Raw genomic sequence first — 23,406 nt, 5'->3', positions numbered from 1 at the left:
TGAGCGGGCGCCCACCCCCTGCCCCCTCCCGCTTGCGGGAGGGGGAGAAGGGATCAGGTCGTGCTGTCCATCGTCTCCACCGTGAGGCGGTCGTTGGTGTAGACGCAGAGTTCGGACGCGATACCCATCGCCTTGCGGCAGAGGACTTCAGCGTCGGTCTCGTATTCGACGAGCGCGCGGGCGGCCGCCAAAGCGTAGTTGCCGCCGGAGCCGATCGCGGCGACGCCGTTTTCGGGTTCGAGCACGTCGCCGTTGCCGGTGAGAATCAGCGTCACGTCCTTGTCGGCGACGATCATCATCGCCTCGAGGTTGCGCAGGAACTTGTCGGTGCGCCAGTCCTTGGCGAGCTCGACTGCGGCACGCAGGAGCTGGCCCTGATGCGCCTCCAGCTTGCGTTCGAGACGTTCGAACAGCGTGAAGGCGTCGGCGGTGGCGCCGGCGAACCCGCCGATGACGCTGCCGTCACCGAGGCGGCGGACCTTGCGCGCATTGGGTTTCATGACGGTCTGGCCCATCGAGACCTGGCCGTCACCGATGACGACGACCTTGCCGCCGCGCCGGACCGAGAGGATGGTGGTGCCGTGCCAGACCGGCATGGCGTGGGGATCGTTGCTCATGCCAGCGATGTAGGGTGCGGTTTCGGGGGTGCAACGCCTCTGCCCGCTTCCCGTCCTGTGTCATCCCCGCGCAGGCGGGGATCCAGACTGGCGACCGTGTCGCGTCATCGCCGAGGTCAGCCAATATGGGTTCCCGCCTCCGCGGGAATGACGGAGAAGGTTTGGGGCTCACCGCCCCTTCCCCCATTCCCGCGCCACCGTGTAGCCGAGATAGCCCGTGCCGAAGAGCGCGTAGAGCGGTTCGGGGATCGCGTTGAGATAGGCGGACATGCCCGCGGCGATCGCCTGCGCCGTCTGCGGGCGGACCGCGGCGATCAGGCCCGCCGGGATCGCGCCGAGCAACAGCGTGTACATGACGTAGAGGAAGGTCGGGCGAGCTCGGGTGACCCAAGCGTCGGTCGGGGCGGGATCATGGGCGAAATCAGGGGGTTGCGGGGTCATGCGCGATCTCCGGGCAGAGTGAAGTATAGAAAGTGCAGACGCTGGGAGCATTTCGGTTCGCGCGTCAGGTGCGGTTCGCGAGCCAGCCGTAGAGGAAGGCCTCGTTGCCGGGACGGGTCTCGGCGAGCGCGACGTAGCGTTCGCCTTGGAGCGCCTCGATCGCCTTTAGCAGGACCGTTTCGCCGCCCGGTTTGCGGCGGGCGAGGAACGCGTCGAGCGCGGTGAGCGTGGCGGGGCCGATGCGGCCGTCGAGGGTCATGTCGGGATAATCGGTGGCGCCGCGGTTGAGCGCGTTGAGCGCGCGCTGGAGGAAGGCGGCGGCGACGGCGGGGCCCATGTTGACGCCGGTGTCGAAGAGTTCTGCGGCGATCCTGGGGGCTCGGGTAGCGATCTGGTCGAAGCCCGGGCGGGTCCAGTAGAGGCGGCGGTAGATGTCTTCGGCCTGTTCGCGGGGGAAGGCGCGCATGTCGTCGGCGTAGCCGTTGGCGCGGGCAACGCCTTGCGTGATGCCATAGCGGGTGGGGCCGCCTCGGTCCGCGGGGTGGTTGGTGTAGCCGCCTTCGCGGTCGATGACGGTGTCGATCAGGGTGTCGATGGTCATGGTGGTGCTCCCGCCCGGTTCAGAGAGCGAGCGAACCATATTGGTTCGTTGTAGGACAGGGGATTCTTGGAGTGCGCGCCACTGCGCCACCGTGGGTAGTGGGGCCCGATCCCGCCCCGCCGCACCACCCCGGCGAAGGCCGGGGCCCAATTGGGGGACTTCGCGAACGGAGGACTGCGCGTCGTTGCATTGGCCTTGCCAATTGGGCCCCGGCCTTCGCCGGGGTGGATTTATGGGGCGGGCCCCTCACCCCTCCCCCACCTTCTCCACCTCCCCGGCGGAGGCCGGGGTCCAGTTGGGGGACGTCGCCAACGGAGGGCAGCGCGTCGTTACGTCGGACGTTCCAACTGGGCCCCGGCCTTCGCCGGGGAGGTGCTGTGGTGCGAAGTCACGATGGCACCAGCTGGCGGCCACGCGGACGCTACGTCTGCGCGGGGTTGGCGGATCGGTACGCCTAGGGCTATGCGCTCCCCTGAACATTCGCCGCGAGCTTTGCCCGCGCGCCCACCCGGTCGCCGCCGCGGCCGACAGGTTAGGAAGACCATGGAAGACGATTTCCGCAAAGCCGCGCTCGATTATCACCGCTATCCAAAGCCGGGGAAGCTCTCGGTCGAGGCGACCAAGCGGATGGCGACGCAGCGCGATCTGGCGCTCGCCTATTCGCCGGGCGTTGCCGCCGCGTGCGAGGAAATCGCCGCGGATCCGGACAAGGCGCGCGACTATACCGCGCGCGGCAACCTCGTCGCGGTCATCACCAACGGCACCGCGGTGCTCGGGCTCGGTGCGATCGGCGCGCTCGCGTCGAAGCCGGTGATGGAGGGCAAGGCGGTGCTCTTCAAGAAATTCGCCGGGATCGACTGCTTCGACATCGAGATCGACCAGCTCGATCCGCAGGCGTTCATCGACGCGGTGCGCGTGCTGGAGCCGACGTTCGGCGGGATCAACCTCGAGGACATCAAGGCGCCCGAGTGTTTCGAGATCGAGACGAAGCTGCGCGCGCTGATGAACATCCCGGTGTTCCACGACGACCAGCACGGCACCGCGATCGTGTGTGCCGCGGCGGTCCGCAACGTGCTCGAACTGCGCGGCAAGCGACTGGACCAGATGAAGCTGGTGACGTCGGGCGCGGGCGCGGCGGCGCTGGCGACGGTCGACCTGCTGGTGTCGATGGGGCTCAATCCCGAGAACGTCACGCTGACCGATATCGGCGGCGTCGTGCATGCCGGCCGTGACGAGAACATGCCGCCGAACATGGCGCGCTATGCCCGCACGACCAATGCGCGGACCTTGCCGGACGTGCTGGAGGGGGCGGACATCTTCCTCGGGCTGTCGGCGCCGCGTGTGCTGAAGCAGGAATGGCTGCATCTGCTGGCGCCCGATCCGCTGATCCTCGCGCTCGCGAACCCCGAGCCGGAGATCCAGCCGGCGCTGGTGCATGCGACGCGGCCCGATGCGATCATCGCGACCGGTCGTTCGGATTTCCCGAACCAGGTCAACAACGTGCTGTGCTTCCCGTTCATCTTCCGCGGCGCGCTCGACGTCGGCGCGACCGAGATCAACGAGGCGATGAAGGTCGCGGCGGTCGATGCGATCGCGGCGCTGGCGCGCGCGACCGCGTCGGATGTCGTGGTCAGCGCGTACGGCGGCGCGACGCCGGTGTTCGGGCCGACCTACATCATCCCCAAGCCGTTCGATCCGCGGCTGATCCTGCATGTCGCGCCCGCCGTCGCCAAAGCGGCGATGGACTCGGGCGTGGCGACGCGGCCGATCGAGGATTTCGACGCCTATCTGCGCGACCTCGAGGTGTTCGTGTACCGATCGGGCCAGTTGATGCGCCCGGTGTTCGCGCGCGCCAAGCAGGCCGGGCGCTCGATCGCGTATGGCGAGGGCGAGGACCCGCGGACGCTGCGCGCGGTGCAGACGGTGATCGACGAGGGGATCGGCCGGCCCGTGCTGATCGGGCGACGCGACGTGATCGGCCAGCGGATCGAGGCCAGCGGGCTGCGGATGACGATCGGTAACGATGTCGAGGTGCTCGATCCGGGCACCGACCGCGAAGTGTTCGACCCGTTGCTCGCCGGGTACAGCGCGCTGGTCGGCCGCCGCGGTACGCCGCCCGACAGCGCCGAGCGGGCGCTGCGGACGCGGCCTAGCGTGGCGGCGGCGATGCTGCTGCGCGAGGGCCGCGTCGATGCAGCCTTGTGCGGCGGCATCGGCGACTGGTGGACGCAGATGACGTACGTCATGCCACTGCTGCCGCGGATGCCGGGCGTGTCGCGGCTGTATGCGATGTCGGCGGTGATCCTGCAGACCGGCAGCCTGTTCTTCTGCGACACGCATGTGACGGTCGACCCGACCGCCGAGCAGATCGCCGAGATGACGATGCTGGCGGCAGAAGCGGTGCGCGCGTTCGCGATCGAGCCGAAGGCGGCGCTGCTGTCGCATTCGAGCTTCGGCGCGTCGCGATCGCCGTCGGCGCAGAAGATGCGCGCGGGGCACGCGTTGCTCAAGGAGATGGCGCCGGGGTTCGAGTTCGACGGCGAGATGCACGGCGATGCCGCGCTGTCGGAGGCGTTGCGGCGGCGGCTGGTGAACGACAGCCCGTTGACGGGCTCGGCCAACCTGCTGGTGATGCCGAACATCGACGCGGCGAACATCGCGGTGTCGCTGCTGTCGGCATCGACCGAGTCGGCGCCGCTCGGGCCGATGCTGCTGGGGCTGGCGAAACCGCTCCAGATGATGGTGCCAAGCGTGACCGCGCGCGGGATCGTGAACTTAAGCGCGATCGCGGTGGGGCATGCGGCGACGGTTAGCGAGACGGCGTAAGGGGGGCTGGGGACCGATACGGGATAGTAGCCCCCTCCCCTGATTCCGTCATCCCCGCGCAGGCGGGGATCCATACTGGCAAAGCTCGCAGTATTGCCGCAACGTCAGAGCTTATGGGTCCCCGCGTCCGCGGGGACGACGATGTTTCGTCGGGATGGCGTAACGGGCTCACGCCGACCCCGATTCAGTTCCCCCGCGGCGGGAGTTCAGAGCCGCAGACTATAGCGTCCGTGATCCTGGGCTCCCGCCTTCGCGGGAGAACAAGAAGGACAGCACACGCCGTCTTCCATCGCTGTAAGAAAATGGTCGGAGCGACAGGATTCGAACCTGCGACCCCCACACCCCCAGTGTGGTGCGCTACCAGGCTGCGCTACGCTCCGACCGAACGAGCCGCAAGGCGACCCGAGGGGGGCGCACTACGCGGCGCGCGCGCCGGATGCAAGCCCGAACACGGCGGCGAACACGGCCCCGAACGCGGTGGCGATATCGGCGGCGATATCGGCGGCGCAATCAGACGTACTCGGTCGCATGACTCCCACGTCTCATCCTGTGGCGATCTGTTGCGCGAGGTTCCAAGCGATGATAGCGGGCGGACCAATGCGGGCGCGACGCGCGACGTCCGGCCCGACCCATCCTTCAAGCCGGACTTGGCCTTCAGCCAGCGACGGCGCAGCAGATACGGAACTCGATGTTCATCTCACCAGCATACGCCCAGGCCGCAGACGGCGCCACGACGGCCGGGGGCGGGATCGCCTCGTTCCTGAGCCTCGCGCCGCTCTTCCTCGTGTTCGTCGTGTTCTACTTCCTGATGATCCGCCCGCAGCAAAAGCGGATGAAGGCGTTGCAGGCGTCGGTCGCCGCGGTGAAGAAGAACGACAGCGTCGTGACCGCCGGCGGGATTCTCGGCAAGGTGACCAAGGTCGAGGATAATGTCGTCGAGGTCGAGATCGCACCGAACGTGCGCGTGCGCGTCGTCAAGGCGACGCTGACCGACATCACCAGCCCGAACACGAAACCGGCCAACGACTGATGTTGGATTTTCCGCGCTGGAAGGTCGGGTCGATCATCGCGTTGCTGGCGGCACTCTGCCTGCTGGCGATCCCGAGTTTCCTCCCCGAGAGCACCACGAGCAAATGGGGCAGTATTCCCCATCCGCACATCAATCTCGGGCTGGATCTCGCCGGCGGCAGCTATCTGCTGCTCGAGGCGGATACCGCCGACCTTGCCGCAACGCGGATCGAGGCGATGAGCGACAGCGTGGCGGGGACGATGCGCAACGGCACGCCGCGGATCGAGATCGGTGACATTTCGACGCGCGGCGGCCAGTTGACCTTCCTGCTGCGCGATCCGTCGCAGGTCGACGCGGCGCGCGAGCGCCTGCTGGCGATCACCGGTGGTGGCGCGGGCATGAGCGGCCAGCGCGAGTGGGACATCAACGTCGTCGACACGAGCCGGTTCGTGCTCAAGCCGACCCAGGCCGGCCTGACGCAGGCGATCGACACGGCGATGAAGGACGCGACCGAAGTCGTGCGTCGTCGTATCGACGCGCTCGGCACCAAGGAGCCGACGATCATCCGCCAGGGCGCGACGCGGATCGTGGTTCAGGTACCGGGCCTGAAAAACCCGCAGGCGTTGAAGGAGCTGATCGGCAAGACCGCCAAGCTCGAGTTCAAGCTGGTCGATGAGACCGCGAACCCGGCCGACCTCGCCAAGGGCATTGCGCCGATCGGTAGCCAGGTGCTGCCGTATCCGGGCAATCCGCAGGGCATTCCGTTCATCGCGGTGAAGCGCTCGGTCATCATCTCGGGCGATCAGCTCGCCGATGCGCGCCAGGAGTTCGAGCCGCAGACCAATGCGCCGCAGGTTGCGATCACGTTCGACGCGGTCGGCGGTCGGCGCTTCGCCAAGGTCACGACCGAGAATACCAACAAGCCGTTCGCGATCATCCTCGACAATTCGGTGATCTCCGCGCCGAACATCAACGAGCCGATCCTTGGCGGTCGCGCGTCGATCTCGGGCAACTTCACCGTCGAGTCGGCGAACGCGCTGGCGATCTCGCTGCGGTCGGGCAAGCTGCCGGTCAATCTGAAGACGATCGCAGAGAGCACCGTCAGCCCCGACCTCGGCAAGGATTCGATCCGCGCCGGCGTGCTGGCATCGATCGTCGCCGCGCTGCTCGTGATCGTGTTCATGTTCGTCACCTACGGCCGGTTCGGCCTGTATGCGAACCTCGCGGTGGTCATCAACATCCTGGTCATCGTCGCCGTCATGGCGATGCTGAACGCGACGCTGACCTTGCCCGGTATCGCCGGCTTCGTGCTGACGATCGGGACCGCGGTGGACGCCAACGTGCTGATCAACGAGCGTATTCGCGAAGAGCGGCGACGCGGACGTAGCGTCGTCCAATCGGTCGAGCTCGGCTACAAGGAAGCGTCGCGGACGATCTTCGAGGCGAACGTGACCCACGCCATCACCGGCGTGATCATGCTGCTGCTGGGCTCGGGCCCCGTAAAGGGGTTCGCGGTCGTGTTGCTGATTGGGATCTGCACGTCGGTGTTCACCGCCGTCACGTTCACCCGGATGATGGTCGCCTTGTGGCTGCGGAAGAACCGCCCCACCACGATCAATATTTGAGGCGGGAGACAACCATGCGCCTGCTGAAACTCGTACCCGACAACACGAACCTGAAGTTCGTTTCGCTCCGCAAATGGGCGTTCGGGCTGACTTTGATCCTCTCGCTTCTCGCGGTCGGCCTTGTCGCATTCCGCGGCTTGAACATGGGCGTCGATTTCGTCGGCGGCGTGCTGATCGAACAGAACTTCGCGACGGCGCCTTCGATCGAAGCGGTCCGGACCGAGGTCGATCGGCTTGGCGTCGGGGAGGCGTCGATCCAGTCGTTCAGTGATCCCAGGACGCTGTCGATCCGACTGCCATTGCCAGAAAGCGGCGACGAAGGTGCAACCAACCGATTGGTGAAGAAGGTGTCGGACGACATCGTGGCGAAATTCCCGGGCTCGACGTTTTCGAAATATGACACGATCTCGGGCAAGGTTTCGGACGAACTGATCACCAAGGGCTTGCTGGCCGTCGGGCTTGCGATCCTCGGCATCGCCTTGTTCGCCGTGGTCCGGTTCGAGTGGCAGTTCGGCGTCTCGACCGTCGTCGCGATCGTCCACGATCTGTTGATGACGCTCGGCTTCTTCGCGCTGATGCGGGATTATTTCGAGGTCGACCTGAACATCGTCGCGGCGGTGCTGACGATCATCTCGTACTCGATCAACGACAAGATCGTGATCGACGATCGTATCCGCGAGAATATGCGCCGGTACCGGAAGATGGACATGCGCGAGATCATCGACCTGTCGGTGAACGAGACGCTGCCGCGCACGGTGATGACGTCGGTGACGATCCTGCTGGCGCTGGTCGCGATGCTGGTGCTGGGCGGGCATGTGCTGCGCGGGTTCACTGCGGCGATGATCCTGGGCATTGTCGTCGGAACCTACTCGTCGATCTACGTGTCGTCGTCGCTGCTGATAACGCTGGGGCTGCGCGCCGATCCTGCACCGCGCAAGGGCGGCGTTCAGGACGGCGCCGAGCGGGTGGGTCCGAAGGTCGAGCGTTGAGGATGGACCGCGAGAAGACCGATGGGCCGATGATCTCGGCCATCGGTCGCGGTGGGTTCAAGGTCGACGACGGCTATTACACGGCGCTGGCGATCAGCCCTGAGCGCGCGGACGGCTGGGCTCCGCCGGCGTTCCAGGCGCTGGGTGAGGCGGACGTCGCAGCATTGCTCGCGCTCGATCCGCCACCGGAGTTCCTGTTGCTGGGTACGGGTTCGGCGCTGCGCCAGCCTCCCCTCGCGTTCAAGCGCGCAGTCGAGGCGCGCGGGTTCGGGATCGAGGCGATGGACAGCCGTGCCGCCGCGCGCGCCTGGGCGGTGCTGCGCGGCGAAGGTCGCTGGATCGTGGCGGCGCTCTACCCTCTCGAAGGGTGATCCGCGACTAGCGCCGCCAGATGCGCGTAGAGCGTCGCAGTATTTCTCTCCCAGGTGAATCCAGCGGCCATCGCCCGCGTCGCGTTGGGGGGCGGCGGGTCCGCCAGCAGGTCGCCGATCGCGGCCGCGAACGCCAGCGGATCGCCGATCGTCACGCGGCCGGCATCGGGTGCGGTCACGACCTCGCATGCGCCACCGGCATTGGTGATGACGATCGGCGTACCGCAGGCCAGCGACTCCACCCAGACGTTGGCGAGTCCTTCCGAACTGGAAGCCAGCGCGCCAACATCGGCGGCGGCGATCAATTGCGGCAATTCGGCGTGCGGCACCGCGCCCAACAGACGGATGCGGTCGCCGACGCCGAGCCGGGCGATCAACGATTCGAGGCTGGCGCGCGCGGGTCCATGCCCGGCGATCAGGAGGGTAACCCCGGGTAATGCCGCGACGGCCTCGATGACGATGTCGTGGCCCTTGCGCGGCAGGAGCCCGCCAATGGCGATGACCAGCGGACCGTGCACGCCGAGCTTGGCCTTGGCCGCGGCACGGTCGTCGGCGGGGCGGAAACGGTCTTGGTCGACACCGGTATGATGGACGGTGATCCGCTCGGCCGGCATGCCGAGCGCAACCATGTCGGCTTTCATTGCCTGGCTGACGGCGAGCACACCCGCGGCGCCCTGCCCTGCTTTGCGGACCTGCGCTGCGGTGACGGGCGCCTCGCCCCAGTGGTGGATGTCCGAGCCGCGCGCCTTGATCGAGACGGGCACGTCGTAGCGCTTGCCCAGTGCGACTGCGGCGGGGCCTTCGGGGAAGAAGAACGATGCGTCGATCACGTCGAAGGCGAAGGTTTCGCGGAGAGTATCAAGCAGCGGCACAAGCGCGCGTTCCAGCGCGGCGGCGTGGTAGCGGCCCTGGGTGAACGGAAGCGCGGTGAAGCGGGGGCGGTGAACGTCGACGCCCTTCCAGCTTTCGCGGCGGGGGAGTGTTGCGAGGGGCGCGTAATGACGGAAGCGGCCAAGGGGTCCGGGCGGAAGGCCGATCGGAGCGACGACCTTCAGGTCCACGTCAGGATGCGCGGCGAGTCCCAAGGTCTGGCGCTCGACGAAGCCGCCGAAGTTCGGGCGGGTGGAGTCGGGGAACAGGCTGGAAAGGGTCAGGACGCGTAGCATGGGTTGGGTATAGCGCGTCGGGGTTAACGGGGTGCGTTTTGTGGGTTTGGGAAACGGGAGCCATTCAGCTTGCGCCTCCCCGGCGGCACCCGGGGCCCAGTTGGGGGACGACTATGACGTGGGTCGGCAGCAACCAACTGCCACCTTCCCAACTGGGCCCCGGCCTTCGCCGGGGTGGTGCCAATGTTTGGCAAGGGATCGCCTACCCAATTTGTTTCCCCGCGAAGGCGGGGACCCAGACTTGGCTCCCGCCTTCGCGGGAGAACATTAAGCGGCGGGGCGATAAACTTGGGCGCGTGCCCTCAGATGCGCTTGGCACCCGGATACGCGAACAGCACGTCGGCGTCGGCGCTGGTCGACACCGTCTCGCTGCCAGTCATCGTCGCGCATTCGCCAGCCTTGAACGCCACGCCGGCGACATCGCCCGAGCCGGTGACCGGGATCACCCAGCCGGTCGTGCCCTCGGGCAGGTTGACGACGTGGTCGCCGCCTTTCCAGCGTTCGAGCACGAACTTCGGTCCCTCGACCATGATCGTGCGGCCCGTCTCGATCTCGATCGGCGGCGCGACCGGCACGTACGGGGTGGGATCGGCTACCTCGATTCCGTCCTTCAAGTGGAGTTCGCGGTCGCTGCCGTAGTCGTAGAGGCGATAGGTCGTCTCGGAGTTCTGCTGAACCTCGATCACCGTCACGCCGCCGCCAATCGCGTGAATCGTATCCGAGGCGCAGTACATGAAATCACCCGGCTTGACCGGCTTCCAATCGAGCTTGTCCTCGATCGTGCCGTCGATCGCCGATTGGCGCAACACGTCCTTCGAGATCGGCTCCTTGGTGCCTACCGCGATCGTTGAATCGGGTTCGGCCGCCAGGATCGTCCAGCATTCGTCCTTGCCGCGCGGCAGGCCACGCTCGTGCGCCTGCTCGTCGTTCGGATGAACCTGCACCGACAGTTTCTCGCTCGTGAACAGGTATTTGATCAGCAGGTCGGGCGTGGTGTTGCCGGGCTCCTGGAACCAGACCTCGCCGATCGGCGGCGAGCCGGGCGCGGGATCGTCGAACCCGGGCCAAAGCGTGTCGCGACCCCAGGGCTTTTCGACGCGGTGGGTCTGCAACAGGGTGGCCGGCATGGGATGATCCTCGGACTGAAAGGGCATGTTCGCAACGCACCACCCTTGCCGTGCGATCCGCCTCCCGTGAACCCCCATGCGGCGTTTGGCGAAAGGGATTGTTCGCCAACCCCCGCATACGCTAAGGACAACGCCAATGCGTATCCCCCAGTCTCGTGCCCTCGCGGTCACGCTCATCGCCGCGCTTGCGCTCCCCATGGCCGGTTGTGCGAGCGGTCGCGCGTCCAAGGGCGATCTGCCCTATGTCGCACGCGACGTGGGTACGCTGTATTCGACGGCGAAGCAGCGGCTCGACCAGGGACGCTACAAGGAAGCAGCCCAGCTGTTCGACGAGGTCGAGCGCCAGCATCCCTATTCGATCTGGGCCCGCCGCGCGCAGATCATGTCGGCGTTCAGCTATTATCTCGCCAAGGACTACACCGCGTCGATCAGCTCGGCGCAGCGCTTCCTGGCGGTGCATCCGGGTAATCGCGATGCGCCTTACGCCTATTACCTGATCGCGCTCGGCTATTACGAGCAGATCACCGACGTGACGCGCGACCAGAAGATTACGCGTCAGGCACTCGATTCGCTCGGCGAGCTGATGCGCCGCTATCCGAACACGCGCTACGCGTCGGATGCACGGCTGAAGATCGATCTGGTCAACGACCATCTCGCCGGCAAGGAGATGGAGATCGGGCGCTTCTACGAGACGCGCGGCCAGTGGCTGGCGGCGAACGGCCGCTTCCGCACCGTGATCGACAAGTTCCAGCAGACCACGCACACGCCCGAGGCGCTGATGCGGCTGACCGAGACGTATCTGGCGCTCGGCGTTCCCGTCGAAGCCGAGAAGGCCGGCGCGGTGCTGGGGCGCAATTACCCCGGGACCGACTGGTATCAGCATGCGTACGACCTGCTGAAGAAGAACCAGGTTCCGGCCGTGCCGCCGCTTAAGCCGGGCGAGCAGGTGGTGCCGGTGGGGACCAAGGGTACGCCGTCGGTGATGGTCGAGCTGGACGAGCCGGGTTCGACCCCGACCGGCCCGGCACAACGCGCGCCCGCACCACGGTCGGCTGGGCAGCCGTCCAACACCGGAAGCTGACGCGCGTCGTCGGACCATAGGGCGGCGGGTCGTCGGGTTGGAACATAGGGGGATCGCATTGCGCGCCCGTTCGTCTAAGGCGGGCTTACTATGCTGACCGAACTTTCCATTCGCGACGTGGTGCTGATCGAAGCGCTGGATCTGGGATTCGGCGGAGGGCTCGGCGTGCTCACCGGCGAAACTGGCGCGGGCAAGTCGATCCTGCTTGACGCGCTGGGGCTGGCGCTCGGTGGACGCGGCGATAGCGGGCTGGTGCGGCATGGCGCGGCACAAGCCGTCGTGACCGCGACGTTCGATGCCCCTGCCCCCGAATCTCCTCTCGCGCTGTTGTTCGACGAGAACGGGCTGGAGATCGAGCGCGGCGAGCCGTTGATCGTGAAGCGCATCGTCAAGGCGGATGGCGGCAGTCGCGGGTTCGTCAACGACCAGCCGGCGTCGGCGGGACTGCTGCGCGAGATGGCGCCGCATCTCGTCGAGATCCACGGCCAGCATGACGAGCGCGGGCTGCTGAATGCGCGGGGTCACCGCGCGCTGCTCGACATCTTCGGACGGACCGAGCCGGGGGCTACGGGCAAGGCCTATGCGGGATTTCGTGCGGCCGAGGCGGAGCTTGCCGCAGCGCGTGCGGATATCGAGACGGCGGCGCGGGATCGCGAATGGCTCGAGCATACGGTCGCCGAGCTGACCGCGCTGGCGCCGGTCGCGGGCGAGGAGGAGACGCTGGCGGACACGCGGCGGTCGATGCAGCGCGCAGAGAAGATCGCCGACGACCTGGCGGCGATCGACGATTTCCTCGAGGGCAAGGACGGCGGCATGGCGAAGCTGCGCCAGGCGGCGCGCGTGCTGGAGCGGATCGCGGAGGATCACGAGGCGCTGGGCAATGCGCTGGCGGCGGTCGACCGTGCGGTGATCGAGGCGTCGGTGGCGGAAGAGAGCCTGCGCGATGCGCGCGCCGAGATGGCGTATGATCCGCGGGCGCTGGAGGATGACGAGGCGCGGCTGTTCGAGCTTCGGGCGATGGCGCGCAAACACCGCGTGCAGCCCGACGATCTGGCGGCGCTGGCGGACGAGATGCGCGCGCGGCTGGAGCGGCTGGATGCGGGCGAAGGCGGGATCGCGGTGATCGAGGCGCGGGTGGCGTCTGCGCGCAAGGCGTTTGATGTTGCCGCCGATGCCTTGACGAAGCGGCGGTTGGCAGCGGCGAAGCGGCTCGATGTGGCGGTCGCCGGCGAGCTGGCGCCGTTGAAGCTGGATGCGGCGCGGTTCCAGACCGTCGTCGCGGCGCTTGGCGAAGAGGGCTGGTCGGCGGCGGGCAAGGACCGTGTCGAGTTCGAGATCTCGACCAATCCGGGGGCGCCGTTCGCGGCGCTGACCAAGATCGCGTCGGGCGGCGAATTGTCGCGGTTCATCCTCGCGCTGAAGGTCGCGCTGGCGGAAGAGGGCGGTGCGTCGACGATGGTGTTCGACGAGATCGACCGCGGCGTCGGCGGCGCGGTGGCCAGCGCGATCGGCGAGCGCTTGGCGCGACTGGCGCTGAGTACGCAGCTGCTGGTGGTGACGCACAGTCCGCAGGTCGCGGCGCGTGGTGCCAAGCATTTGCTGATCGCCAAGAGCAGCGACGGGACGGTCACGCGGACCGGCGTGCGGGCCTTGTCCGAGGACGAGCGGCGCGAGGAGATCGCCCGGATGCTGTCGGGGGCGCAGATTACGGATGAGGCGCGCGCGCAGGCGGAACGGTTGCTGGAGAGGGCTTGAGGTTGGGCTAGGCTGGAGCCGGCCTGCTCGGCTTTCCTGCTCCCCCGCGGAGGCGGGGGGCCAGGGTTACGCGCGACACCGTTCGTGATTCCTGGACTCCTGCCTTCGCGGGAGAACGGAACGGTTGCTATTCCTTCACGCTGCGCAGGATCGGAAGGGTGCCGATAGGCGCGTTACAAAACCCCGCTGCCACCCGTTGCCGCGAAGGCGCTGCCGCTGGTAAAGCTCGTGCCCGTCTCCGCCAGCGTCACGAACAGCGACGCTAGCTCAGCGGGCTGGCCCGCGCGGCCGAGCGGGGTCTTCTGGCCGAACTCGCCCATCGTGCCGGAAAGCTGACCGCCGGCGACCTGGAGCGGCGTCCAGACCGGACCCGGCGCGACCATGTTGACGCGGATGCCTTTCTTGCCGAGCTGCTTCGCCAGCCCCTTGGTGAAGATCAGGATCGCCCCCTTGGTGGTCGCGTAGTCGAGCAGTTCCTCGCCCGGATCGACCGAATTGACCGAGCCCGTGTTGATGATCGACGCGCCCGGCTTCATCAGCGGGATTGCCGCCTTGCACAGGTGGAACATCGCATAGACGTTGGTCTTCATCGTCCGGTCGAACTGCTCGGCGCTGATCTCGGCGATCGACGCCTTCGACTGCTGATAGGCGGCATTGTTGACGAGGATGTCGAGCCCGCCGAGCTCGCGGTTGGCGCGCGCGATCAGGTCGGTGCAGAATTTCGCGTCGGTCAGGTCGCCGGGGATCAGCACGACTTTCCGCCCCTCGGCGCGGAGCAGCTTGGCGACGTCCTGCGCGTCGGGTTCCTCGGTCGGGTAATAGTTGATCGCGACGTCGGCGCCCTCGCGCGCGAAGGCGATGACCGCCGCGCGGCCGATCCCCGAGTCGCCGCCGGTGACGAGCGCCTTGCGACCCGCGAGCCGGCCCGAGCCGCGGTAGGTCGCCTCGCCGCAATCGGGGACGGGGCGCATGTCGCGCTGGAGCGCGGGCCATTTCTGGCGCTGTTCGGGGAATGGCGCCGAGGTGAAGCGGGTCTGCGGATCGGCGAGCGGGGCTTTCCCTTGCGCGAAGGCGGGCGTCGCGGCGGCCGCGAGCCCGGTGACGGCGGCGCCCTTGAAGAGGTCGCGGCGGTTGGTGTCGGTCATGATTGGCGTGTCCCGGAAATTTTGTCTTGGGATGTCAGCGCTTAAGTGGAGCGAATGTTCACGCCATGTTGATCCAGGTCTTGTCGAAAGCGGGGCCCCTCCCCTAACCCGGCGCGATGCCTGATCTTCCCGCGACCGAAACCGAAGCCGCCGCCGAGCTGGAGACGCTCGCCGCGCAGATCGCGTATCATAATGCGCGCTATCACACCGACGACGCGCCCGAGATCAGCGATGCCGGGTTCGACGCGCTGGTGCGGCGCAATGCGGCGATCGAGGCGGCGTTTCCGGCGGCGGTGCGAAGCGGTTCGCCGAGCCGGACGGTCGGCGCGGCGCCTGCCGGTCATCTCGCGAAGGTCGCGCATGCCAAGGCGATGATGAGCCTCGACAATGCGTTTGCGGACGAGGAGGTCGAGGAGTTCGTCGCGCGCGTGCGCCGGTTCCTGAAGCTGGCGGACGACCAACCCGTCGCGCTCACTGCGGAGCCGAAGATCGACGGGCTGTCCTGTTCGCTGCGCTATGAGGACGGGCGGCTGGTGCAGGCGCTCACGCGGGGAGATGGGCAGGTCGGCGAGGATGTGACGGCCAATGTCCGTACCATCAGCGACATCCCTGAAACCTTGTTCTCCCGCGAAGGCGAGAGCCCAGACTGGACCCCCGCCTTCGCGGGGGAACAAGAGAGGAAGGGCATCCCCGCGATCTTCGAGGTTCGCGGCGAAGTGTATATGGCGAAGGACGACTTCGCCGCGCTCAATGCGCGGTTGCTTGCCGAAGCAGAGGCGACGGGCAAGGAGGCGCGGCAGTTCGCCAATCCGCGCAATGCGGCGGCCGGATCGCTGCGCCAGAAGGATGCGAGCGTCACCGCAAGCCGGACGCTACGGTTCCTTGCGCATGGCTGGGGCGAGGCAAGCGTGGTGCCGGGCGAGACGCAGGCGGCAGTCGTCGACACGTTGCGCGGCTGGGGTTTCCCGATCGCCGAAGGGTTCGCGCGGGTCGAGGGGACCGACGCCGCGCTCGACGTGTATCGCCGGATCGAGGCCGAGCGCGCCGACCTGCCGTTCGATATCGACGGCGTGGTCTACAAGGTCGACCGGCTCGACTGGCAGGCGCGGCTGGGGCAGGTCGCCAAGGCGCCACGCTGGGCGATCGCGCACAAGTTTCCCGCCGAGCGTGCGCAAACGGTGTTGGAGAAGATCGACATCCAGGTCGGGCGGACGGGCGCGATGACGCCGGTCGCGCGACTGTCGCCCGTCACCGTCGGCGGCGTCGTGGTGACCAACGCGACGCTGCACAATGCCGACGAGATCGAGCGGCTCGGCGTGCGGCCGGGCGACCGCGTGCTCGTCCAGCGCGCCGGCGACGTGATCCCGCAGATCGTCGAGAACCTCACCCCCGACGCCGCACGCGAGGCGTATGTCTTCCCGCATGTCTGCCCCGAATGCGGATCGGCCGCCGAGCGCGAGGAGGGCGAGGTCGTCTATCGCTGCACCGGCGGGCTGATCTGCCCGGCGCAGCGGGTCGAGCGGCTGATCCACTTCGCCTCGCGCCACGCGTTCGACATTGGCGGGCTCGGCCAGACGCTGATCGAGGCGTTCTTCCACGACGGGCTGATCGAGTCGCCCGCGGACATCTTCCGCCTGACCGAGGAGCAGCTCGCCGCGCGCAAGAAGGACGGGCGGGTCTGGGCGGCGAAGGTGATCGCGGCGATCGAGACCAAGCGGACGATCCCGCTCGACCGGTTCCTGTTTTCGCTCGGCATCCGCCACGTCGGTGAGATCACCGCGCGTGACCTGGCGCGACGCTATGTGTCGGCCCGTGCGCTGGGCACGGTGCTGCGTCACGCGGTGTTCCTGCGCGGCCGGATCGAGCCGGTGATCGGCGAACCTGAGCGGAAATTCGTGCTCCGCCGCGACAAGCTGCTGGTCGGCGCGATCGAGACCGCGGGAATCGGCCCCGAGGTCGCGAGCGCGCTGGTCGGTTTCTGCGCCGAGCCGCACAACCGCCGAGTCGTGTTCGACCTGTTGCGCGAAGTGAAGCCCGCCGACGTCGTCCACGAAACCCGCGATTCGCCGGTGACCGGCCAGATCCTGGTCTTCACCGGCAGCCTCGAAACCCTCAGCCGTGACGAAGCCAAGGCACAGGCGGAGGCGTTGGGCGCACGCGTTGCGGCGTCGGTATCGAGCAAGACCGGCTTGGTGATCGCAGGCCCAGGCGCGGGCTCCAAGCTGAAGAAAGCCACCGAACTCGGCATCCGCGTCATCACCGAAGCCGAATGGGCGGAGATCGTCGCCGCGAGTTGAGGCGGTTGGGGCAGGACCCGGTCGCATCGGTTCCATCCCGGCCAAAACGGTTGCAGGGCGTGGCTTTTTTGCAACGCAGCGTAACGGAGTGCGTTCGTGACACTTCCCGACTCGCCAATGTCACACAACCGAAATATCCCACGTGCAGGGGCACGGATGTGCGGTGGAAAAGCCGACATCCAGAGCTAGGGGCTCTAAGGGGACATTATTCAGATGCGTACCATGCTTGCTTGCGGCGTTGCATTCGCCGCGCTCATGATTCCGGCCGCGGCCTTCGCTCAGTCGACCGGATCCCAGTCGTTCGATGAATCGAGCGAAATCGTCGTCAGCGGCAAGAAGGACAAGGCCGTCGGCGGCGTTGAGATTCCTGACTCGCCGAAGCCTAAGGTCGTCATCACCAGCGAGCTGATCCAGCGTCAGCGCCCGGGCCAATCGGTCAACGAGATCATCAATCTTGTCCCCGGCGTCAGCTTCACGAACAATGACCCCTGGGGTTCGTCAGGCGGTTCGTTCACGATCCGTGGTTTTGATTCGTCGCGCATCTCGCAGACGTTCGACGGCATTCCGCTGAATGACTCGGGCAACTACGCTATCTATACCAATCAGCAGGTCGACCCCGAACTGATTTCGAACGTCAACGTCAACCTGGGCGCGACCGACGTCGACAGCCCGACCGCGTCGGCAGTCGGTGGCACCGTCAACATCAATACGCTGAACCCGAGCGAAGTACTGAGCGGCATGGCTGTCGCCAGCTACGGCAACATCGTTGCGGACGGCGCAGGCGACCGCCCCTACACGCGCATTTTCGGCCTGATCCAGACCGGCGACATAACCGGCCATGGCACCAAGGCCTGGTTCGCGGCATCGAACGCGCACAACGAAGCGGCATTTGCGAACTACGGCGTCGTCCAGAAATCGCAGTACAACGCCAAGATCCGTCAGGACATCGGCAACAACGGCGACTTCATCTCGCTGGCAGGCAACTACAACGTCAACCGGAACAACTTTGGCGGTTCGCCGCTGAACGCCGCGTCGTTCGGTAGCGACAAGTCGGTGCGGTTCTACGACATTCCCGGCGGCATTCCCTGCAACGTCAGCTTGAACGGTACGCCGAACACGTGCGGCACGTCGTTCGAGCGTCGGTATAACCCGTCGAACAACGGCAATGCGCGCATAAACTCGCGCTACACGCTGGCAGAAGGTCTGATCCTGTCGCTGGACGGCGCATATCAGTATGTGAAGGCAAACGGCGGTGGGACCGTGTCGGCCCGCGAGAGCGCATTCACGCAAAACGGCCAGAGCTTCACCGGCTACTTCCCGTCGGCGATCGGCAATACCGGCGCGCCAATCCCATATTATAACGCGGATCTCAACGGTGACGGCATCATCAGCCCAACCGGTCGGGTGACCGTCCTGCAGCCAAGCCAGACGCAGACCAACCGCTATACCGGCGTTGCCAACCTTGCGTACGACTTGGACCCTAACAACCGCGTCCGTCTGTCGTATACGTATGACCGGGCCCGCCATCGCCAGACTGGCGAGACCGGTGCGCTGGATATTGGCGGCGAGCCGTCCGACGTGTTCCCCGTCAACAATCCGCTGACCGATGGCGCCGGCAACGTTCTTCAAAAGCGCAACCGCAAGTCATTCGCTACACTGAACAAGGTCGCTGCTGAGTATCGCGGCCAGTTCATCGACGAGAAGCTGACGCTGTTGCTCGGCGTGAGCGCACCGTTCTACAAGCGCGACCTCAATCAGTATTGCTACACCACGTCGCTCAGCGGCAACGTCAACTGCGTCGCCGGCGGCAACGCCGCTGCCTTCCAGGCGGCCAATCCGTACACGACGACGGCAACCGGAGCACCGCGGGGTGCAGCACCACCGCAGGTGCGGACGTACAAGTACGACAAGATCCTGCCGAACGTGGGCGCGACGTTCCGCCTCACGCCAGCCGTCAGCGTCGCGGCAAGCTTTGCCCAGAACCTTTCGGTTCCAGGTACGGATACGCTGTACAACTCGCTGTACGTGCCCGCGACCAACTCCGCAGCCAAGCCGCAGCCCGAAACGTCAAACAGCTACGATCTGAGCCTGCGCTACCAGCGCAGCATCGTTCAGGCAGCACTGACCGGTTGGTACTCGACCTATAAAAACCGCATCGTGTCGGCTTATGACCTCGATTGCGATTGCTCGGTCGATACAAATCTGGGCGAAGTGAAGAAATATGGCTTTGATGCCAGCGTATCGGTTCGTCCGGTTCCGCAGGTCCTGGCCTATGTCTTCGGTTCGTACATCAAGTCGGAAATCCAGGACAACGTCGCCACCGGGGCAACGACCTTCGCCGCCACGGCGGGTAACTACGAGCGCGCAGCACCGAACTGGCTCGCCGGCGGACGTCTTCAGGGCAGCATCGGCGATCTCGATCTTGGCGCACAGGTCAAGTACACGGGTCGTCGCTTCCTGAACGATACCAACACGGTCAAGTTTGGCGGCTATACGGTCGTCGACCTCGACATCCGCTACTCACTGGCAAGTGCAGGGCTGGCGAAGACGTACTTGCAGCTGAACGTCAGCAACCTCTTCGACGAGTTCTATGTCGGCTCCTTTAGCGGCAGCCTGTCGCAGGCCGGCACCGGCGCGTTCGTGAACTTCGGTTCGCCGCGGGCGATCAGCGGGTCGCTCATCGTCGGCTTCTGAGCCTTCGATACCGCAGCTTGAAATGGCCGCCGTTTCCTTCGGGGAGCGGCGGCCTTTTTCGTTTCTAGCGGGGGCGGAGGCTGTCGATTGCCAGGACCGCGAGCAAGGTCGCGCCGAACATCGGCATGGCGATGGCGAGTGCGGTGATGCTTGCGATCAGTATGGCCCCATATCGGGGACGGCTGAGCTTGATTGGGGCGCCGGGCGTGCCGGGCTTGCGGCGGCGCCACCACATGATGGTGCCGGATATGGCGAGCGTCGCCAGCAGCGTCGTGACCAGCGTCCCGAGGATCTGGTTCGCCAGACCGAAGAACGCGCCTTCGTGGATGGCTATACCGTAGCCGATCGCGCGGTCGATCCAGTGGCGTTGGGCGAAATCACGGCGGTCGAGGATGCGGCCGGTGGCGCCGTCGAGGGTCAGGCGGGTGCGTTCGGGGCGGTTGGCGGACTCGGAGCCGATCGTCCAGGTCGCGGTGCCCGGCTTCGGCGCGATCAGGACCGGGGCGGCAAGCGGGAGCCGCCCGGCGACCGCGACCATGCGGTCGAGATCGCCGGGCCGTGTCGTCGCGGCGGGCATCGCCATGCCCCTGTGCTCGGCGTGTTCGTCGGTCTTCGGGTTTGGCTTGGCGGGGGGCTGGGCGGCGGACTTGCCGGCGATCATCCAGTCGACCGGGCCGTCGGTGGTGGCGGTCGCGGTGCGGATCGCGCCGAGATAGCTGCCCCAGGCGTTGGCCCAGGGAAGTCCGGTGGCGATCAGGAACACCGCGGCAAGGCTGACCCAAATGCCGGCGACCGCATGCGTATCGCGCCAGAACAGGCGCCGGCCGCTGCGCCAGCGCGGGTAGAGGACACCGGCCAGGCCCTTCGCGCCCCTCGGCCACCAGAGATAGAGGCCGGTGAGCAACATCGTGATCGTCCAGCAGGCGGCGATCTCGACGAGCCAGCTGCCGAACTTCCCTGCGAGCAACGTGCCGTGGAGGGACGAGATCGTCTTCATCAGGCGCGAGTCTTCGCGGACGCTGCCAAGGACGCGCAGGCTGTAGGGATCGACATAGACGCGCGTGTCGACGCCGTCCCTGGCGATGAGGACGCGGACGGCCTGGGTCGGCGTTTCGGGGCGTTCGTATTTGGCGAAGCGCGCGCCCGGCTGCGCGGCGAGGGCGGTGGCGACGATCTGGTCGGGGCGCGCGCGGACGGCGGTTATGGCGAGATGGTCGTAGGCGCGCTCCTGCCACGCCTCGATCTGCGGCTTCCACAGGTAGATCGTGCCGGTGACCGACAGCCAGAGGATGAACGGCAGGCAGAACAGCCCGGCATAGAAATGCCAGCGCCAGACCGCGTTGTACCAGGACGTGCCCGGTTTGGTCACAAGGCCCATGTGAGGTCCGCCTGGAAGCTGCGCTGCGGGAACGGGTGGAACAGGAAATACCGGTCGTTGCCGACATTATCGACGCCGAGCCCGAGCGTGTAATGCTCGCTGACGCGGACCTGCGCGCGGAGATCGACGACGAGATATTTGTAGAAGCCCTGATAGGTGTTGCCGACGACATCGCTGTTGTCGAGCGTGCCGTAGAAGCGGCTGACGTAGCGACCGGCGGCGGTGAGCGCGACGCCGGCGGCGGGGCGCCAGGTGCCGACCAACGTCGCCTTCCATGCGGGGACCTGCGGCAGGCGCTTGCCGACCGAGGCGGGGAATGCGGGGTTCGCCCGCGTGGTGGCGTCGGCATAGGTGACGCTGGCGGAGAGATCGAAATCGCGCACGATGTCGGTGCGTTGCACGGCGGCCTCGACGCCCCGCGCGCGCGTCCGGTCGACGTTCTGGACGAAAGTGGCGAGCGTCGTGGTGCCGTTGAGCGGGCCGGTCTGCGAGATCAGCGCGTCCCTGATCGATTCGTTGAACAGCGAGACGCGGAGCGTGCCGCGGTCGTCGTGATGCTCGACGCTGAACTCCTCGGAGCGTGCGCGTTCGGGTTTCAGGTTTGGATCGGGGACGGCGGCGACGGGGGTGGTGACGATCTGGTAGAGTTCGCCGACGGTGGGAAAGCGCCACGCCGTCCCGAACGAGGCTCGGGCGGTCCAGTTCGGGGTCGCGGTCCACGCCAGCGACGCCTTGGGGGAGAAGCGCGCGGCGTCCAGTTCGGGTTGCGTCCGGGCGATCGCCGGGCTCAGCGAATAGTTGCGGCCGTCATAGGCGCGCCACCATTCGTAGCGACCGCCCAGCGTGAGCGTGACGTCGGGGATCGGCGTCCATGCATCCTGCGCCCATAGCGCCGCGGTGCGGGTCTTGCCCTTCGACTGGAGGTTGAGTGCGCCTTCGCTGCCTGAAATCCAGTCGGTGGTTGCGTAGCGGTTGCTGTTCAATTCGAAGCGATCGAGATGCGCGCCGGCGCTGACGACGTGGTTGCCGCCATGCCATGCGGCCTTGGCGTCGAGCGTCGCCCAGCCGGTGCCGTCGAGCCGGGCGATCGTCCCTGCCCCGCCGGTCTGTGCACCAGTCGGCATCGGGGCAAGCGCGGTGGTCGGGACGCGCTGGACGTCGCGGGCATAGTCGTAGAGCGTGCCGGTGACCTGCCAGTCGACCGCTTTCGATGTGCCGGTGGCGGAGAGCGAATGGCTCCAGTGGCGCTGGTCCTGCGCGTAGGTGCCGCCGGAAAAGGCGCTCGGTGCGACCGTGTAGGCGCGGCCGTCGATGTTGAAGCTGCCGGCGTACGCGAGTTGGCCGGTGGTCGCGTCGGTCAGGTAGGTCTGCGCGACCGCGTCGGTGTCGTTGAGGAACAGCGCGCCGACATAGGTCAGGCGGATGCCGGACGTGACGTCGAGCGCGGCCTTCAGCTTGAAGCGATCCTGACGCTGATGCTCGATCCCGCTCGAGCCGAGCACGCGGATCGGCGCGTTGGTGCGATTGACGGCGTCATAGCCGCCGGTGACGGGCGTGCCGGTGGTGCTAATCGTGGTAGGCCGCGGGGCGGTGACGAACAGGACCGGCTGGCTGTTGCTGGTGACGTGGTCGTAGCTGGCGAACAGGCTGAGCGGGCCGAACCGGTCGCCGAGCGTCGCGCCGACCTGATAGGCGGGCAGCGTGTCGCGCGTGCCGTATTGCTCGTAGCGCTGGACGTTGGTGCCGGCGGTTATCGTGGCCTCCAGCGCGTCCGGCAGCCGCGTGGTGATATTCACGACCGCGCCGATCGCGTTGCCCGGATAGACGGCGGAGAACGGTCCGTAGAGCACATCGACGCGCGCGATCTCCTGCGGGCTGACAAGGCCCCAGCGCGGCGAGGCATTCGTGTTGTTGTTGCCGATCAGCGCCGACAGGAGCGCACCGTCCGCGTAGATCAGGCTGCGGGCGCTGGCGCCAACGCCGCTGGTGCGCGTGGCGAGCGGGGCCTGCGTGTCGCCGATATGGCGTTTGCGGACGAGCAGGCTCGGCAGGTATTTGAGGCTGTCCTCGGCGTTCATCGCGTTGGTCGTGGTGGCAATCGTCGCGGCGTCGATACTGGCCTGCGTGGCGGGGGCATTCTCGATCGATTGCGCCTGTTTGGCCGCGAGGACGAGGATGTCGGGCTGGGTCTTGGTATCTTCGGGGCGCGCCGGGGTGGCGAGCGCGATCAGCGACGCGCAGGCGAACCCGCGGGTTCGCGCGCTGTGGAGCATTGGCATTGCAT

16 protein-coding genes, 1 tRNA gene and 1 pseudogene are annotated in these 23,406 nt (G+C 66.9%); 9 read left to right on the top strand and 9 right to left on the bottom strand.

Annotated features, from left to right (window positions below; genetic code table 11):
- Nucleotides 1–53 precede the first annotated feature (53 nt).
- The 3 genes and pseudogenes from hslV to EQZ23_RS08625 form a co-directional block, all read right to left on the bottom strand.
- Entirely contained in the window at nucleotides 54–596 is a 543-nt protein-coding gene (gene hslV, locus EQZ23_RS08635; RefSeq protein WP_128454694.1) for an ATP-dependent protease subunit HslV, read from the bottom strand.
- A 189-nt stretch (nucleotides 597–785) separates the two neighbouring features.
- Nucleotides 786–1,013: pseudogene (locus EQZ23_RS08630) on the bottom strand (3TM-type holin); the annotation flags it as partial.
- Between the two features lie 109 nt (nucleotides 1,014–1,122).
- Nucleotides 1,123–1,659: an N-acetylmuramidase gene (locus EQZ23_RS08625; RefSeq protein WP_128454043.1), complete on the bottom strand. Its 537-nt coding sequence runs from the start codon at nucleotides 1,657–1,659 to the stop codon at nucleotides 1,123–1,125.
- A 543-nt stretch (nucleotides 1,660–2,202) separates the two neighbouring features.
- Between EQZ23_RS08625 and EQZ23_RS08620 the strand changes: the two genes are divergently transcribed.
- Nucleotides 2,203–4,485, top strand: coding sequence for an NADP-dependent malic enzyme (locus EQZ23_RS08620; protein WP_128454042.1), 2,283 nt, complete (start codon nucleotides 2,203–2,205; stop codon nucleotides 4,483–4,485).
- Nucleotides 4,486–4,788: 303 nt separating this feature from the next.
- Here the strand turns inward: EQZ23_RS08620 and EQZ23_RS08615 are convergent.
- Nucleotides 4,789–4,865, bottom strand: a tRNA-Pro gene (locus EQZ23_RS08615).
- 308 nt (nucleotides 4,866–5,173) lie between these two features.
- Between EQZ23_RS08615 and yajC the strand changes: the two genes are divergently transcribed.
- Genes yajC through EQZ23_RS08595 form a run of 4 tightly spaced genes read left to right on the top strand, consistent with a single transcriptional unit; the run spans nucleotide 5,174 to nucleotide 8,479 of the window.
- On the top strand, nucleotides 5,174–5,515 hold the full coding sequence (gene yajC, locus EQZ23_RS08610) for a preprotein translocase subunit YajC (RefSeq protein WP_128454041.1): 342 nt from the start codon (nucleotides 5,174–5,176) through the stop codon (nucleotides 5,513–5,515).
- Complete coding sequence (gene secD / locus EQZ23_RS08605; RefSeq protein ID WP_128454040.1) at nucleotides 5,515–7,119, top strand: protein translocase subunit SecD; 1,605 nt, start codon at nucleotides 5,515–5,517, stop codon at nucleotides 7,117–7,119. Before yajC ends, secD begins: the two co-directional genes overlap by 1 nt.
- Before the next feature lie 14 nt (nucleotides 7,120–7,133).
- Nucleotides 7,134–8,108 (top strand): protein translocase subunit SecF, encoded by a 975-nt coding sequence (gene secF / locus EQZ23_RS08600; protein WP_128454039.1) that lies wholly within the window; start codon nucleotides 7,134–7,136, stop codon nucleotides 8,106–8,108.
- Between the two features lie 2 nt (nucleotides 8,109–8,110).
- The gene (locus EQZ23_RS08595) at nucleotides 8,111–8,479 is read left to right on the top strand and encodes an MTH938/NDUFAF3 family protein (protein WP_128454693.1); all 369 of its coding nucleotides are present in this window, start codon (nucleotides 8,111–8,113) and stop codon (nucleotides 8,477–8,479) included.
- Here the strand turns inward: EQZ23_RS08595 and EQZ23_RS08590 are convergent.
- Both EQZ23_RS08590 and EQZ23_RS08585 read right to left on the bottom strand, forming a co-directional pair.
- A complete protein-coding gene (locus EQZ23_RS08590; RefSeq protein ID WP_128454038.1) occupies nucleotides 8,461–9,645 on the bottom strand; it encodes a glycosyltransferase in 1,185 nt (394 codons plus the stop codon). The two genes, EQZ23_RS08595 and EQZ23_RS08590, sit on opposite strands and share 19 nt — an antisense overlap.
- 302 nt (nucleotides 9,646–9,947) lie before the next feature.
- Nucleotides 9,948–10,772, bottom strand: coding sequence for a class I mannose-6-phosphate isomerase (locus tag EQZ23_RS08585; protein WP_128454037.1), 825 nt, complete (start codon nucleotides 10,770–10,772; stop codon nucleotides 9,948–9,950).
- 136 nt (nucleotides 10,773–10,908) lie between these two features.
- Here EQZ23_RS08585 and EQZ23_RS08580 point away from each other — a divergent pair, with 136 nt between their 5' ends.
- Together EQZ23_RS08580 and recN are read left to right on the top strand one after the other, a co-directional pair.
- Nucleotides 10,909–11,853 carry an outer membrane protein assembly factor BamD gene (locus tag EQZ23_RS08580; RefSeq protein WP_128454036.1) on the top strand — a complete coding sequence of 315 codons (945 nt, stop codon included), beginning with the start codon at nucleotides 10,909–10,911 and terminating at the stop codon, nucleotides 11,851–11,853.
- A 90-nt stretch (nucleotides 11,854–11,943) separates the two neighbouring features.
- Nucleotides 11,944–13,608 carry a DNA repair protein RecN gene (gene recN, locus EQZ23_RS08575; protein WP_128454035.1) on the top strand — a complete coding sequence of 555 codons (1,665 nt, stop codon included), beginning with the start codon at nucleotides 11,944–11,946 and terminating at the stop codon, nucleotides 13,606–13,608.
- 173 nt (nucleotides 13,609–13,781) lie between these two features.
- Here the strand turns inward: recN and EQZ23_RS08570 are convergent, their stop codons facing one another.
- Entirely contained in the window at nucleotides 13,782–14,753 is a 972-nt protein-coding gene (locus EQZ23_RS08570) for an SDR family oxidoreductase (protein WP_128454034.1), read from the bottom strand.
- Between the two features lie 116 nt (nucleotides 14,754–14,869).
- On the opposite strand from EQZ23_RS08570, the gene ligA reads away from it, so the two are divergent.
- Together ligA and EQZ23_RS08560 are read left to right on the top strand one after the other, a co-directional pair.
- Nucleotides 14,870–17,050 (top strand): NAD-dependent DNA ligase LigA, encoded by a 2,181-nt coding sequence (gene ligA / locus EQZ23_RS08565; RefSeq protein ID WP_128454033.1) that lies wholly within the window; start codon nucleotides 14,870–14,872, stop codon nucleotides 17,048–17,050.
- A gap of 213 nt (nucleotides 17,051–17,263) precedes the next feature.
- Complete coding sequence (locus EQZ23_RS08560; protein WP_128454032.1) at nucleotides 17,264–19,744, top strand: TonB-dependent receptor; 2,481 nt, start codon at nucleotides 17,264–17,266, stop codon at nucleotides 19,742–19,744.
- A 64-nt stretch (nucleotides 19,745–19,808) separates the two neighbouring features.
- Here the strand turns inward: EQZ23_RS08560 and EQZ23_RS08555 are convergent, their stop codons facing one another.
- Both EQZ23_RS08555 and EQZ23_RS08550 read right to left on the bottom strand, forming a co-directional pair.
- The gene (locus EQZ23_RS08555; RefSeq protein ID WP_128454031.1) at nucleotides 19,809–21,122 is read right to left on the bottom strand and encodes a PepSY domain-containing protein; all 1,314 of its coding nucleotides are present in this window, start codon (nucleotides 21,120–21,122) and stop codon (nucleotides 19,809–19,811) included.
- Nucleotides 21,110–23,401 carry a TonB-dependent receptor gene (locus EQZ23_RS08550; RefSeq protein WP_128454030.1) on the bottom strand — a complete coding sequence of 764 codons (2,292 nt, stop codon included), beginning with the start codon at nucleotides 23,399–23,401 and terminating at the stop codon, nucleotides 21,110–21,112. Before EQZ23_RS08550 ends, EQZ23_RS08555 begins: the two co-directional genes overlap by 13 nt.
- Between the last annotated feature and the right edge of the window lie 5 nt (nucleotides 23,402–23,406).

This window comes from Sphingomonas sp. UV9 (assembly GCF_004101245.1).
Lineage (GTDB): Bacteria > Pseudomonadota > Alphaproteobacteria > Sphingomonadales > Sphingomonadaceae > Sphingomonas.
This window is presented reverse-complemented; position numbering and strand designations above follow the sequence as displayed.